The organism is Xanthomonas sacchari (assembly GCF_040529065.1).
GTDB lineage: Bacteria > Pseudomonadota > Gammaproteobacteria > Xanthomonadales > Xanthomonadaceae > Xanthomonas_A > Xanthomonas_A sacchari.
Window position 1 is genome coordinate 1,036,690 of the sequence record NZ_CP132343.1, and the last position, 12,970, is coordinate 1,049,659.

Consider the following 12,970-nt stretch of genomic DNA (forward strand, 5'->3'; position numbering starts at 1 on the left):
GCACGCGTGAGCGAAGCCCGCGTTTTGCAGCGGCCCGGTGTGCCGGGCCGCCGTGTGCTCAGTTCTCGCGCAAGGCCAGCGCCGGCGGTGTACGCAGGATACGACGAGTGCCGGACCAGCCGGCGAGCAGGCTCAGCGCCACGCCGCCCAGGCCGCCGAGCAGCAGCGCCGGCCACGGCGGTGACAGCGCGAGGTCGAAGGCCTGCCTGGCCACCACCACGCCGATGATCGCTGCCGCGCCGACTGCGAGGATCGCGGCGAGCAGGCCGAGTGCGCCGAATTCCACCAGTACCGCACCGCGCAACTGCCCACGGCGAGCGCCCAGCGTGCGCAGCACCGCGCTGTCGTAGCGGCGCTCGCCGGCGGTGGCCTGCAGGGCGGCGAGTAACACCAGCGCGCCGGCCAGCAGGCTGAAGCCCATCACAAGTTGCACGGCCTGGGCGACGCGGTCGATGACCTCGCGCACCCGCTGCAGGATCGCGTCGATGTCCAGCAGTGACACGTTCGGATAGGCGCGGCTGAGTCCGCTCAGCTGCGCCGCCGAGGCGTGCGGCAGGTGGAACGCGGAGATCAGGTTGTACGGCGCATCCTGCACTGCGCCGGCGTTGAGCAGCAGGAAGAAGTTGACCCGGAACGAATCCCAGTCGGCCTTGCGCAGGCTGGTCACGGTGAAGCTGCGCTGCTGGTCGCCGAGCAGCAGGGTGATGCGGTCGCCGAGCTTGAGCCCGTAGCGCTGCGCCCAGCCTTCCTCCACCGAGGCTTCGGCGGCGGTGCTGTCGGCAGCCCAGAAGCGTCCGGACAGCAGCCGGTTGGCCGCGGGGAATTCGTGCCGCCAGGAGAAGTTGATCGGCCGGTCGCTGCCGTCGCCGTCGTCGTCCGGACCCTGCTCGCGGCGCTGCGGCGGCTTGCCGTTGATCGCCACCAGCTTGCCGGTGCTGAACGGTTCCACCGCCGCGTCGGCCACGCCGAGCGTGCGCAGGGTGCCCAGCACCTGCTCGGCCTGGTCGGGCTGGATGTTCATCAGGAAGTAGTTGGGCGTGTCCGCCGGCAGCCGGTCGCGCCACTGCCCGAGCAGGCCGGGGCCGATCACCGCCAGCAACAACAGCGCGCACAGCGACAGCGACAATCCCACGAGTTGCACCACGCTCAGCGCGCGGCGCCGGGTCAGCGCCGCCAGGCCCAGTTTCCATGGCCCGCGCAGGCGTCCCTGCAGCCTCCGCAGCACCGCCAGCAGCACGCTGCCGACCGCCCCGGCCAGCGCCGCCAGCAGGGTCAGGCCACCCAGCACCCAGGCCGCCAGCACGCCGTCGCCGGTGGCGTAGACCGCGAGCACCACGGTGGCGACCAGCGCCGCGGCATAGACCAGCAGCGAGGTCGGCGGCAGCGCGGCGAAGCTGCGGTTGAGCACGCGCATCGGCGGCACGTCGCGCAGGCGCAGCAGCGGCGGCAGGCCGAAGCCGAGCAACAACAACAGGCCGATGCCGGCGCCGGCCAGCGCCGGCGTCGCCTGCGGCAACGGCAGGCGGTTGGGAATCAGGCTGCCCAGCGCTTCGACCAGGCCGACCTGGGCCAGCATGCCCAGGCCCACGCCGAGCGCGCAGGCGGGAATCGCCAGCAGCAGCAACTGCAGGGCCAGCGCGCCGAGGATGTCGCGTTGGCGCGCGCCCAGGCAGCGCAGCACGGCCACGTTGTCGATGCGGCGCAACGCGAAGCGGTTGGCGGCCAGTGCGGTGGCGACGCCGGCCAGCAGCACCGCCAGCAACGCGGCCAGCGCCAGGAAACGCCCGGCGCGGTCGAACGCGCCGCGCACGCCGCGCTGGGTGTCCTCGATGCCGACCAGGCGGAACGCCTTGGCGCGCGGCGCCAGCCATGCGCGCAGGGCGGCGATCTCGCCCGGCGCGCCGGCGAACATCAACCGGTAGGACGCGCGGCTGCCGGGCCCGAGCAGGCCGGCGGCATCGACGTCGGCGCGGTTGACCAGCAGCGGCGGCGACAACTGCATCAGTTCGCCGGACGCATCCGGTTCGGCGCGCAGCACCCGTGTTACGCGCAGCGTGCCGGCGCCGAACTCCAGCGCGTCGCCGAGCTTCAGGCCCAGGGCCTCGAGCAGGCGTGGATCGGCATAGGCCTCGCCGCGTGGCGGCGGCCCGGCGCGTTCGCTGCCGGCACCGACGGTGTCGCGCGCGACCAGCAACTCGCCGCGCAGCGGATAACCAGTGCTCACCGCCTTGATGTTGGCCATCTGGCTGGCGTCGCCATGGAACAGCACGCTCGGGAAACTGACCATGCGCGTACTGCGCAGCCCGCGCCGCTGCGCTTCCTCGGCGAAGGCGGCGGGGATGTCCTGGCGTCCGCTGACGCCGAGATCGCCGCCGATCACCTCGGCGGCGCTGCCGGTCAGCGCCAGGGTTACCCGGTCGACCAGGGTGCCCACCGCGGTCATCACCGCCACGCCCAGCACCAGCGCGGCGAACACGGTCAGCAGGTCGCCGGCGAACAATTCGCGGCGCAGTGCGCGCGCGGCGTGGCGCAGCACGTTCATGCGGCATCCGCCGCGTCGGCGGCGCGCAGGCGGCCGCCGTCGAGGCGGTAGCGGTGCTCGCAGCGCTGCGCCAGGCGCATGTCGTGGGTGACCAGCACCAGGGTGGTGTCGCTGCCGGCGTTGAGCGCGAACAGCAGGTCGCTGATCTGCTGCCCGGTGGCCTGGTCGAGGCTGCCGGTGGGCTCGTCGGCGAACAGGATGCGCGGCCGCGCCACGAACGCGCGCGCCAAGGCCACGCGCTGCTGCTCGCCGCCGGACAATTGCCGCGGATAGTGCCGTGCCCGCGCGCTCAGCCCCACCGCCTCCAGCACCTCGCGCACCCGCGCCGGATCCTCGCGGCCGGCCAGTTCCAGCGGCAGGGCGATGTTCTCGGCCGCGGTCAGCGACGGCAGCAGGTGGAAACTCTGGAACACGAAGCCGACCTCGCGCGCGCGCAGCGCAGCGCGCGCTTCCTCGTCCAGCGCATTGAGCGACTGCCCGGCCAGCACGATCTCGCCGCGCGTCGGCAGGTCGAGGCCGGCCAACAAACCGAGAAGGGTGGTCTTGCCGGAGCCGGAGGCACCGACGATGGCGACGCTGTCGCCTTCACCGATGGTCAATCCGACCTTGTCGAGAATGTGGACCGTACCCTCCGGTCCGCTGACGGATTTGCCGACATCGCGCACGTCGATGGCGATGCCGGCGCGAAGCGTGGGGGCCTGACTGTCGATGAGGGAATCTCCGATGCGTGGTGATGAGACGAGAAGCAAGCGGGCCTGGACGCGCCGCGCCTGGCTGCTGCTGGCATGGTGGGTGCTGCTGCCCGTCATCGCCTGTGCCAAAGGTGCGACGGGTCCGGTGCTGGTGCTCGGCGACAGCCTCAGCGCGGCGCACAACATTCCGGTGCAGTCCGGCTGGGTGGCCTTGCTGGACAAGCGCCTGCAGCAACAGATGCGGGCGCCGCCGGCCGTGGTCAATGCCAGCATCAGCGGCGAGACCTCCTCCGGCGCGCTGACCCGGCTGCCGGCGCTGCTGCAGAAGCACCGGCCGTCGGTGGTGGTGATCGAACTGGGCGGCAACGACGCGTTGCGCGGGCTGAGCCCGGCCGAACTGCGCGGCAACCTGGAGAAGATGATCGTGCTCAGCCGTGACGCGGGTGCGAAGGTGCTGTTGCTGGGAATCGACGTGCCGCCGAACTACGGCCCGGGCTACCGCCAGCGCCTGCGCGCGGTCTACGCGGACCTGGCGAAGCAGTACCAGACCGGCCTGTTGCCATTCCTGCTGGAGGGCGTGGCGCTGAACCCGGCGCTGATGCAGGGCGACGGTCTGCACCCCACCGCCGCGGCCCAGCCCAAGGTGCTGGACAACGTGTGGCCGCAGCTCAAGCCATTGATCATGAAGTAGTTTTTTTGCGGCTCAGGCAGATGAAGCGACCTTCACGCCGCCACCACCGCACATCCGGCATGTTTCACAAAGCTGAAGACTGAGGAAGCGTTATGCGTCAGACCAAGGAAACATCCGGGCTCGTGCTGGTCGTGGAAGACAACCGCAATATTTCCGAGATGATCGGCGAGTATCTAGAGGGCCGCGGATTCGAAGTGGATTACGCCTGCGATGGCCTGGACGGCTACCGCCTGGCGGCGGAGAACAGTTACGACGTCGTGGTGCTGGACCTGATGCTGCCGCGTCTGGACGGCATCGAAGTGTGCCGCCGCCTGCGCAACGACGCGCGCAAGTCCACCCCGGTGCTGATGCTGACCGCGCGCGACACGCTCGACGACAAGCTTACCGGCCTGGGCTTCGGCGCCGACGACTACCTGACCAAGCCGTTCGCGATCCAGGAACTGGAAGCGCGCCTACGCGCGCTGATCCGCCGCGAGCGCCGCCAGGTCGGCTCGGAAGTGCTGAAGGTGGCCGACCTAGTGCTGGACCCGGTGAGCATGCGTGCCACCCGCGCCGGCACCGAGCTGCAGCTGTCGCCGATCGGCCTGCGCCTGCTGACCATCCTGATGCGCGAATCGCCGCGCGTGGTCACCCGCCAGGAAATCGAGCGCGAGATCTGGGGCAACGGCCTGCCGGATTCGGACACCCTGCGCAGCCACCTGTACAACCTGCGCAAGATCATCGACAAGCCGTTCGACCGCCCGCTGCTGCACACCGTGCAGAGCGCCGGCTACCGCATCGCCGACATCGCCCAGCCGATGAGCTGAGGCAACGCCCGATCGTGGACCCCGCAGCGGCCCCGGTGAACGGGGCCGCTTGCACGAAAGGCTCACGATCGGCCTTCCTATAATCGCGGCAACGATCACGGATGCCGTATGCCGCACGGGTTGCCGCGCAAACTTCGCCTCGCCCTGATCGCCCGCATCGTGTTTGCGGGCTGCGTGGTCACGCTTGCCAGTTATCTGGTGGTGGCGATCGTGCAGCACTCGCTGGTCGGCTCGATCCTGCAGCAGGAAGCGCGCTATTACTGGCGCGTGCATGCGCAGCAGCCGCAGCAGCTTCCGCCCAACACCCACAGCCTGCGCGGCTACCTGGTGGCGCCCGGCCAATCCGATGCCGCCGTGCCCGTCGACCTGCGGGGGCTGGCGCCCGGCCTGCACGAGGACCGCCCCGGCGGCGAGATCGTGCTGGTCGACCAGAATCCTTCCGGTCGCCTGTACCTGGTCTTCCTACGCGCGCCGGCGCAGCGGCTGGCATTCTGGTTCGGCGTGGTGCCGACCCTGCTGACCCTGATCGCGGTGATCGTGGTGGCCTGGTTGACGTGGCGGGTATCGCGACGCTTGCTGTCGCCGATGAACTGGCTGGCGCGGCGGGTCTCGCGCTGGGATCCGCGGCACCCGGCCGCCGCCGATCTGGCCCCGGAAAACCTGCCGGCCGACGTGCAGGGCGAGGCGCGGCAGTTGGCCGCCGCGCTGCATGCATTGGCCCAGCGCGTCACCGACCACGTCGCCCGCGAACGCAACTTCACCCGCGATGCCAGCCACGAACTGCGCACCCCGCTGACGGTGATCCGCGTCGCCACCGACATCGCGATGACCGAGCAGGAACTGCCGCCGCGCCTGAACCGCAGCCTGCAGCGGATCCAGCGTGCGGGTCGCGACATGGAAGCGGTGATCGACGCGTTCTTGATCCTGGCGCGGGAAGCGGACGTGGTGCCGCAGAGCGAGACCATCGACGTCGCCGAGCTGGTGGAATACGAGGCCGAAAACGCCCGTGAGCTGCTGGCGGACAAGCCGGTGACCCTTAGCGTGCGCGTGCTGGCCCCGGCCACGCTGCACGCGCCGCCACGGGTGCTGCACGTGGTGGTCAGCAACCTGCTGCGCAACGCCTGCAGCTACACCGATGCCGGACGCGTGGAGGTCGAGGTCGAGGCCGACCGCATCCGTATCCGCGATACCGGCATCGGCATGTCCGAGGAGGCGTTGCGGCACGCCTTCGAGCCGTTCTTCCGCGCCGAGCCGGAACGTCCGCAGGGCACCGGGCTGGGCCTGTCGATCGTGCGCCGGCTATGCGACCGCTTCGGCTGGCAGGTGGCCCTGGAAAACGCCGAGGGCGGGGGCATACTCGCGACGGTGCGGTTCGGCCCGGCGACTTGACGCCGGCAGGTTCGTGTCGGCGCAGGCCGGCGCCCTGGCACTGGCCTGTGCCGGCTAATGCACCGCAATGGCCGGTGTTCTTTAAGGAGAATACCGGCCGGTCGTGTTCACGCCTTGGTGTATCCGCCGTCCGCCTTCGGCGCGCTGATGCGCACCTTGTCGCCGTCGGTCAGGCCGTCCGGCGGGCTTTCGATCAGGCGGTCGCCGGCGGTGATGCCCGAGCCGAGTTGCACGGTCTTGCCGAAGTCGCGGGCGATGGTCACCGGCTTGAAGGCGACCGTGTCGTGCGCGTCGACCACCGCCACGCGCAGGCCCTTGTCGTCGAACACCAGCGCGCTGGCCGGGACCCGCACCAGCGCGGCGTCGGCCGGCAGATCGAAACGCACGCTGGCGTAGCCGCCCGGCATCAGGCTGCCGTCCTGATTGTCCACGGCGACCTGGACCAGGGTGGTGCCCGAGGCGGCGTTGACAGCCCCCGACGCGCTGTCGACGACGCCGCTGAAGGTCTGCCCCGGGTACTCCGGCACGGTCAGCGTCACCTTGCTGCCGGCGCGCACCGACGGCGCATCGCTCTGCGGCACGTTCACGTACATGCGCAGCTTGTGCGTGTCCGACACGACGAACAGTTCCTGGCCGCCGCCGCCGGCGTTGATCAGCGCGCCGACATCGGTCTCGCGCGCGGTGACGGTACCGTCGAACGGCGCCACCAGCCTGGCGAAGCCCTTCAGCGCTTCGAGGCGTTCTAGGTTGGCCTGTGCGGACTGGGCAAGGGCGCGCTTGGCGTCGTAGTCGCCGTTCTTCTCGTCCACCGCCTGCTTCGACACCACCTCGGTCTGGCCCATGGTCTGCCAGCGCTTGGCGGTGGTCTGGGCCAGGGCGGCGTTGACCCGGGCATTGGCCAGGTCGGCCTTGGCCTGAAGCAGCTGCTGGTCCAGATCGGGCGTTTCGATCTCGGCGAGCACGTCGCCGGCCTTCACCTTGGTGCCGATGTCGGCCTTCCACCATTTCAAGTAGCCGCTGGTCCGGGCGAAGATCGGCGCGCGGGCATACGCTTCCAGGCGGCCGGGGAGGTTGAGCACGCCGGCGCCCTGCTCGGTGTCCGGAGCCACCACGGTGACCGTCGGCACCGCCTGGTCGTCGGTCCATTCGCGCAGCCGGTGCGCGTCGCCGGCGCGCGTGGCGATGCCGGCGACGACGATGGCCAGGACCACGATCAAGGCGATGACGCCGGCCAGGCGGAGACGGCGCGGCGAAACGGGGGGCGGCAGATCAGGCGACATGCGGGGACGCTCCGGAGGCGTGTGCCGTCGGCGAGGACGGTTGGGAACCACGGCGGTGGATGAGGCTGAAGACGATCGGCACGAAGAACAGCGTGCTGACGGTGGCGAAGATCAGGCCGCCGATGACGGCCCGGCCCAGCGGCGCGTTCTGCTCGCCACCTTCGCCCAGGCCCAGTGCCATCGGCGCCATGCCGATGATCATCGCCAGCGCGGTCATCAGCACCGGGCGGAAGCGCACGAAGCCGCCTTCCAGCGCCGCCTTCGCCGCGTCGCCGTGCTCGGCGAGGCGCTCGCGGCAGAAGCTGATCACCAGGATCGAGTTGGCCGTGGCCACGCCCATGCACATGATGGCGCCGGTGAGCGCGGGGACCGACAAGGTGGTGTGCGTGGCGAACAGCATCCAGACGATGCCGGCGATCGCCGCGGGCAACGCGGTCACGATCACGAACGGATCGCTCCACGACTGGAAGTTGACCACGATCAACAGGTAGATCAGTACGATCGCGCCAAGCAGGCCGAAGATCAGGCCCGCGAATGCCTTGTTCATGGTCTGCACCTGGCCGAGCAGCACCGTGCTGGACCCCTTGGGCAGGAACTTCTGGTCGGCATCGAGGATCTTCTGGATGTCGGCCGCGACCGCGCCCAGGTCGCGGTCCTGCGGGGAGGCGAAGATGTCCACGGTCGCATTGATGTTGTACTGGCTGACCACCGCATTGGTCGCGGTCCGCGACAGCGTCGCCAGTCCGCCCAGGCTCTGCGCGCCGCCCTGGCCCGCGCTGGGGCTGATCGGCACGTTCTGCAGGTCGGGCAGGCTGTCCAGGCTGTACTGCGGCGTCTGCATCACGATCGGATACGACACGCCGTTCTGCGGGTTCAGCCAGAACGTCGGCGCGATCTGGCTGGAGCCGGCAAGGTTCACGCCCAGGCTGCTGGTGACGTCGCGCTCCGTGATGCCCACCTGTTGCGCGAGGCTGCGGTCCACGTTCACCGCGAAGCCGGGGCTGGACTGCGACTGCTGGATGCGCGCGTCCGCCACGCCCGGGACGCGGCGGATCTCGCGCAGCAGGCGGTTGGCATAGGCGAAGTTGGCGGCGAGGTTCGGGCCGCGGATCTGCAGGTCCACCGGCGCCGGCGCGCCGAAGTTCAGGATCTGGCTGATGATGTCGGCCGGCGGAAACGAGAACACCACCGACGGGAACTGCCGCGGCAAGGTCTGGCGCAGCGTGCGCACGTAGTCGGCGGTGGGCGCGTGGCCTTCGCTCAGCGCGATCTGGATGTCGCCGTCCTGCGAGCCGATGGTGCCGGTGTTGTTGTAGGCGTTGTTGATGCCCGAGGACGACAGGCCGATGTTGTCGACGATGCCGGCTAGGTCGTGCGGCGGAATGAGCCTGCGTACGGCGCCGGTCACGTCGGCGAACAGGTGTGCGGTCTCCTCGACGCGGGTGCCGACCGGCGCGCGCACGTGCATCAGGATCTGGCCCGAGTCCACCGACGGGAAGAAGTTGCGGCCGAGCATCGGCAGCAGCAGGAACGACAGCGCCACGCACAGCATGAAGCCGGGCACGAACATTCTGCGGCGCAGCAGCGCGGTCTCGAGCAGCGCGTAGTAGCCGGCGCGCAGCCGCTCGAAGCGCTTTTCGAAACCGCGCTGGAAGCGCACCAGCGGATTGCGCGACAGCGGCTGGCCATGGCCGTCGCCGTGCATGTCGGTATGCGGCGCATGGGGACGCAACAGGTACTTGGCCATGGTCGGCACCAGCGTGCGCGACAGGATGAAGGACGCGATCATCGCGAACATCACCGCTTCGGCCATCGGCACGAACAGGAAGCGCGCCACGCCTTCCAGGAAGAACATCGGCACGAACACGATGCAGATGCACAGCAGCGAGACGAAGGCGGGCGTCACGATCTGCGAGGCGCCGTCCAGGATCGCCGTCTCTACCGACTTGCCCTGCTCCAGGTGCCAGTTGATGTTCTCGATGGTCACCGTGGCGTCGTCCACCAGGATGCCCACGGCGAGCGCCAGGCCGCCCAGGGTCATGATGTTCAGTGTCTCGCCGATCGCCGACAGCGCGGCGATCGAGCCGAGGATCGCCAGCGGGATCGAGATGGCGATGATCAGCGTCGAACGCCAGCTGCCTAGGAACAGCAGGATCATCAGGCTGGTCAGCGCCGCGGCGATCACGCCTTCGCGTGCCACGCCCTCGATCGCGCCGCTCACGAACAGTGACTGGTCGCCGATGGGAACGATGCGCAGGTCCGGCGGCAGCGCCTCCTTCATCGCCGCGACCCGGTCCTTGATGCCGGCGATGATGGCCAGCGTCGAGGCCGAGCCGTTCTTCATCACCGTCATCAGCACCGAACGGTCGCCATTGACGTGCACGATGTTGGTCTGCGGCGGCGCGCCGTCGCGCACATGCGCCACGTCGCGGATGAACACCGTGGCGCCGTCGACCGTCTTCACCGGCAGGTTGCCCAGTTCCTGGATGTCCGACGGCGCGTTGTTGAGTTGCAGCGTGTATTCGTACTTGCCGATCTTCTGCGTGCCCACCGGGGTGATGAGGTTCTGCGTCGCCAGCGCGTTGGCCACGTCCTGCGCCGAGAGGCCGCGCGCCTGCAGCGCCGGCGGATCGATGTCGATCTGCACCTGGCGGGTCTTGCCGCCGAACGGATACGGGATCGCCGCGCCGGCCACCGACGTGAGCTGCGGACGGATGATGTTGAGGCCGAGGTCGGCCAGGTTCTGCTCGGTGAGCCCTTTGCCGGACAGCGCCAACTGGATGATCGGCACCGTGGAGGCGTTGTAGTTGAGGATCAGCGGCGGCGTGGTGCCTTGCGGCAGCTGCCGCAGCATGGTCTGCGCGACGGCTGTGACCTGCGCGTTGGCGGTGCGGATGTCGACGTTGGGCTGGAAGAAGATCTTGATGATGCCGAAGCCCTGGATCGACGTGGCCTCGGTGTGCTCGACATCGTTCACGGTGGTGGTGAGCACGCGTTCGAACGGCGAGCTGACGCGGCCGGCCATCTGGTCGGGTGGCAGGCCGTTGTACTGCCAGACCACGGCGATCACCGGGATCTTGATATCCGGGAAGATGTCGGTAGGCGTGCGCAATGCGGCGAGTGGACCCACGATCAGGATCAGCAGGGCCAGGACGACGAAGGTATACGGTCGCGTCAGTGCGATCCGGACAAGGCCAATCATGAAGGAGTGGTTCCGTGCGCGAATGTTGCGTCGCGGCGAATTCTGCCTGCGGCGCGCTTGCTGGCCGCATTAAGATTTATTTAGACATCCATTCCGGGGCCACAAACGCTTGATGGCTCAACGACTTGTGCGCAGGTCGGGGCGTGTACTGCAAACCGCGTGGCCGGCGCCGCCAAGCCGCGCGCGGCGGCACGCGGAGAGAGGCGTACGACCGCGGACCGGGTGTGCCCCCGTTTCAGGCAGGGCGGGGCGCGCAGCCCGCGGACGGCGCGGCCGCGGCGGGCGGGCAGAGCAGCGAGAACACGGCACCGCGCGCGTCGCCGCCCACCTGCAGCGTATAGCCGTGCAGGCGCACGATGGCGCTAACGATCGCCAAGCCCAGCCCGCATCCGGGCTTGGCGCGCGTCTGGTCGACGCGGTAGAACCGGCGGAAGATCGTCTGGCGCTCGTCGGGAGCGATGCCCGGCCCGCTGTCGGCGATCTCGAGACGGGCGTTGCCGTCCTTGTCGGTGCCTGCGCGCAGGCGGATCGTCCCGCCGTCGGGCGTGAACTTGATGGCATTGCTGACCAGGTTCGCCAGCGCCTCGAACAGCAGGTGCCGATCGCCGTGCACGGCCGGCAGCGGCTCCAGGGCGAGGTCGAAGGTCTGGCCGCGGTCCTCGGCCAAGGGTGCGTAGAACGCGTGGACCTCGTGCAGCAGAGGCGCGAGGTCGATCGTCGAGAAGCAGGCGCTGCGCTGGCGGTCTTCCAGTTCCGACACGCGCAGCAGCGCGCGGAAACGGGTCAGCACGGTGTCGATCTCGCCCACGCATTCGTCCAGTTGCGCGCCTTCTGGACGGCTGGCGAACTGCTGCTGCAGCCGGTGCAGGCGCGTGCGCATGCGCGTCAGCGGGGTGCGCAAGTCGTGGGCGATGTTGTCGGTGACGCCCTTCACCTCGCCGAGCAGGCGCTCGACCTCGCCCAGCGTCCTGTTCACCGTGGCTGCCAGCAGATCCACCTCGTCGCCGCGCCGGGACACCGGCAGGCGCACGCTGAGATCGCCACGGTGGATGGGTTGCATGGCCTGCTGGATGGCGCGGATCCGTCGGGCCGGGCCACGCGCGATGAGCAGGCCGCCGAGCACGCCGGGCAGCAGGGTCAACGACAGGCCCCACAGTAATCCGCGGTAGATGATCGCGGTCAGTCCGTCGATCACGGTACTGGCCTTCGCCACGACCAGGCGACGGCCGTCCGGGAGTTGCCGGGCGATGCCGCGCGCCCGGGTCTGGCCGCTGTGCCCGCTGCCGATCAGCGTGGCGTTGACCACGCCGACGCTGCCATCGGCGGCCATGTCCCTGGGTACCTCGGCGATGTTGCCGGCGATGCGGCGTCCCTGCGGGTCGAACAGGCCGACCCACATGAAGCCCTGGATGTCGATAGCGTTGGCCTGGCCCACCGTGTCGGCCAGGCGCCTAGGGTCGGTGTGTTCCAGGTAATGGATGCGCGCGACCAGCATCTGGTCTATCACGTGCGAGAGATAGCGGGTGGACTCCCACTGCACGATGCCCAGCAGCACGATGCACCAGATCGCGAACAGCGACCCGTAGATCAGGATCAGCCGAGAGGTGGCCGACCGCCAGGCGTCACTCAGCGGGACCAAGGACATACCCCGAGCCGCGCATTGTGCGGATGAGCGGCGGCTGGCCGTTGCCGTCGATCTTGCGGCGAAGGCGGCCGATGTGGACGTCGATCACGTTGGTGCCCGGATCGAAATGGAAGCCCCAGACATGCTCGAAGATCATCTGTCGCGTCACCACCTGGCCGGCGTTGCGCATCAGGAATTCGAGCAGGCGGAACTCGGTGGGCAGCAGGGTCAGCGGCTGGCCGTTGCGCAAGGCGTTGTGTCGGACCAGGTCGAGCTCCAGGTCCGCCACGCGCAGGCGGGTTTCCGGCGCGGTCGCGCTGCGGTGGCGGCGCACCAGCACTTCGGCACGCGCGACCAGTTCGTCGGGCGAGAACGGCTTGGTCAGGTAATCGTCGCCGCCCGCGCGCAGGCCGCGCACGCGCTCATCCACCTCGGAGAGTGCGCTGATCATCAGCACCGGCGTCTGCACCGCGTGCTTGCGCAGTTCGGAGACCACGTCGATGCCGTCCATGCCGGGCAGCATGCGGTCGAGGGTGATGATGTCGTAGCCATCGGCCAGCGCGCGCTGCAGGCCGTCGCGTCCGTCGGCGATCCAGTCGGCACTGAAGCCGTGCGCGCCGAGTTCCGCGACGATGTCGCGGGCGGTTACTTCATCGTCTTCGATGACCAGGGCCCTGGGCATCCTGGCTTACTCCAGGCCGGAGACGGCGAAGCGCGACTGCCGGCGCGTCCAGGCCGCGCCGG

General features: G+C 69.5%; 9 protein-coding genes. 3 read left to right on the forward strand and 6 right to left on the reverse strand.

Annotated elements, in window-relative coordinates:
* Positions 1-58: 58 nt before the first annotated feature.
* Together RAB71_RS04450 and RAB71_RS04455 are read right to left on the reverse strand one after the other, a co-directional pair.
* Entirely contained in the window at positions 59-2,542 is a 2,484-nt protein-coding gene (locus RAB71_RS04450) for an ABC transporter permease (RefSeq protein ID WP_010342202.1), read from the reverse strand.
* Positions 2,539-3,141, reverse strand: coding sequence for an ABC transporter ATP-binding protein (locus RAB71_RS04455; protein ID WP_010342203.1), 603 nt, complete (start codon positions 3,139-3,141; stop codon positions 2,539-2,541). The genes RAB71_RS04450 and RAB71_RS04455 overlap by 4 nt, the downstream gene beginning before the upstream one ends.
* Before the next feature lie 124 nt (positions 3,142-3,265).
* Here RAB71_RS04455 and RAB71_RS04460 point away from each other — a divergent pair, with 124 nt between their 5' ends.
* The 3 genes from RAB71_RS04460 (at position 3,266) to RAB71_RS04470 (ending at position 6,120) form a co-directional block, all read left to right on the forward strand.
* Complete coding sequence (locus tag RAB71_RS04460; protein ID WP_010342204.1) at positions 3,266-3,925, forward strand: arylesterase; 660 nt, start codon at positions 3,266-3,268, stop codon at positions 3,923-3,925.
* 92 nt (positions 3,926-4,017) lie between these two features.
* The gene (locus RAB71_RS04465) at positions 4,018-4,731 is read left to right on the forward strand and encodes a response regulator transcription factor (RefSeq protein ID WP_003481607.1); all 714 of its coding nucleotides are present in this window, start codon (positions 4,018-4,020) and stop codon (positions 4,729-4,731) included.
* A 108-nt stretch (positions 4,732-4,839) separates the two neighbouring features.
* Positions 4,840-6,120 (forward strand): HAMP domain-containing sensor histidine kinase, encoded by a 1,281-nt coding sequence (locus RAB71_RS04470; protein ID WP_010342206.1) that lies wholly within the window; start codon positions 4,840-4,842, stop codon positions 6,118-6,120.
* A 107-nt stretch (positions 6,121-6,227) separates the two neighbouring features.
* Here RAB71_RS04470 and RAB71_RS04475 read toward each other — a convergent pair whose 3' ends face one another.
* The 4 genes from RAB71_RS04475 to RAB71_RS04490 all read right to left on the reverse strand — a co-directional run bounded on the left by RAB71_RS04475 (position 6,228) and on the right by RAB71_RS04490 (position 12,908).
* Positions 6,228-7,400, reverse strand: coding sequence for an efflux RND transporter periplasmic adaptor subunit (locus RAB71_RS04475; protein WP_010342207.1), 1,173 nt, complete (start codon positions 7,398-7,400; stop codon positions 6,228-6,230).
* Positions 7,390-10,602, reverse strand: a complete 3,213-nt coding sequence (locus RAB71_RS04480; protein ID WP_010342208.1) for an efflux RND transporter permease subunit — start codon at positions 10,600-10,602, stop codon at positions 7,390-7,392. Before RAB71_RS04480 ends, RAB71_RS04475 begins: the two co-directional genes overlap by 11 nt.
* 235 nt (positions 10,603-10,837) lie before the next feature.
* Positions 10,838-12,247, reverse strand: coding sequence for a HAMP domain-containing sensor histidine kinase (locus RAB71_RS04485; RefSeq protein ID WP_010342209.1), 1,410 nt, complete (start codon positions 12,245-12,247; stop codon positions 10,838-10,840).
* A complete protein-coding gene (locus RAB71_RS04490) occupies positions 12,225-12,908 on the reverse strand; it encodes a response regulator transcription factor (RefSeq protein WP_010342210.1) in 684 nt (227 codons plus the stop codon). The genes RAB71_RS04485 and RAB71_RS04490 overlap by 23 nt, the downstream gene beginning before the upstream one ends.
* Positions 12,909-12,970: the final 62 nt, after the last annotated feature.

Excerpts from the sequence above, each read along its gene's own strand:
- RAB71_RS04450 (WP_010342202.1), bottom strand. The coding sequence starts at position 2,542 with ATGAACGTGCTGCGCCACGCCGCGCGCGCACTGCGCCGCGAATTGTTC.
- RAB71_RS04460 (WP_010342204.1), top strand. The coding sequence starts at position 3,266 with ATGCGTGGTGATGAGACGAGAAGCAAGCGGGCCTGGACGCGCCGCGCC.
- RAB71_RS04465 (WP_003481607.1), top strand. The coding sequence starts at position 4,018 with ATGCGTCAGACCAAGGAAACATCCGGGCTCGTGCTGGTCGTGGAAGAC.
- RAB71_RS04470 (WP_010342206.1), top strand. The coding sequence starts at position 4,840 with ATGCCGCACGGGTTGCCGCGCAAACTTCGCCTCGCCCTGATCGCCCGC.
- RAB71_RS04475 (WP_010342207.1), bottom strand. The coding sequence starts at position 7,400 with ATGTCGCCTGATCTGCCGCCCCCCGTTTCGCCGCGCCGTCTCCGCCTG.
- RAB71_RS04480 (WP_010342208.1), bottom strand. The coding sequence starts at position 10,602 with ATGATTGGCCTTGTCCGGATCGCACTGACGCGACCGTATACCTTCGTC.
- RAB71_RS04485 (WP_010342209.1), bottom strand. The coding sequence starts at position 12,247 with ATGTCCTTGGTCCCGCTGAGTGACGCCTGGCGGTCGGCCACCTCTCGG.
- RAB71_RS04490 (WP_010342210.1), bottom strand. The coding sequence starts at position 12,908 with ATGCCCAGGGCCCTGGTCATCGAAGACGATGAAGTAACCGCCCGCGAC.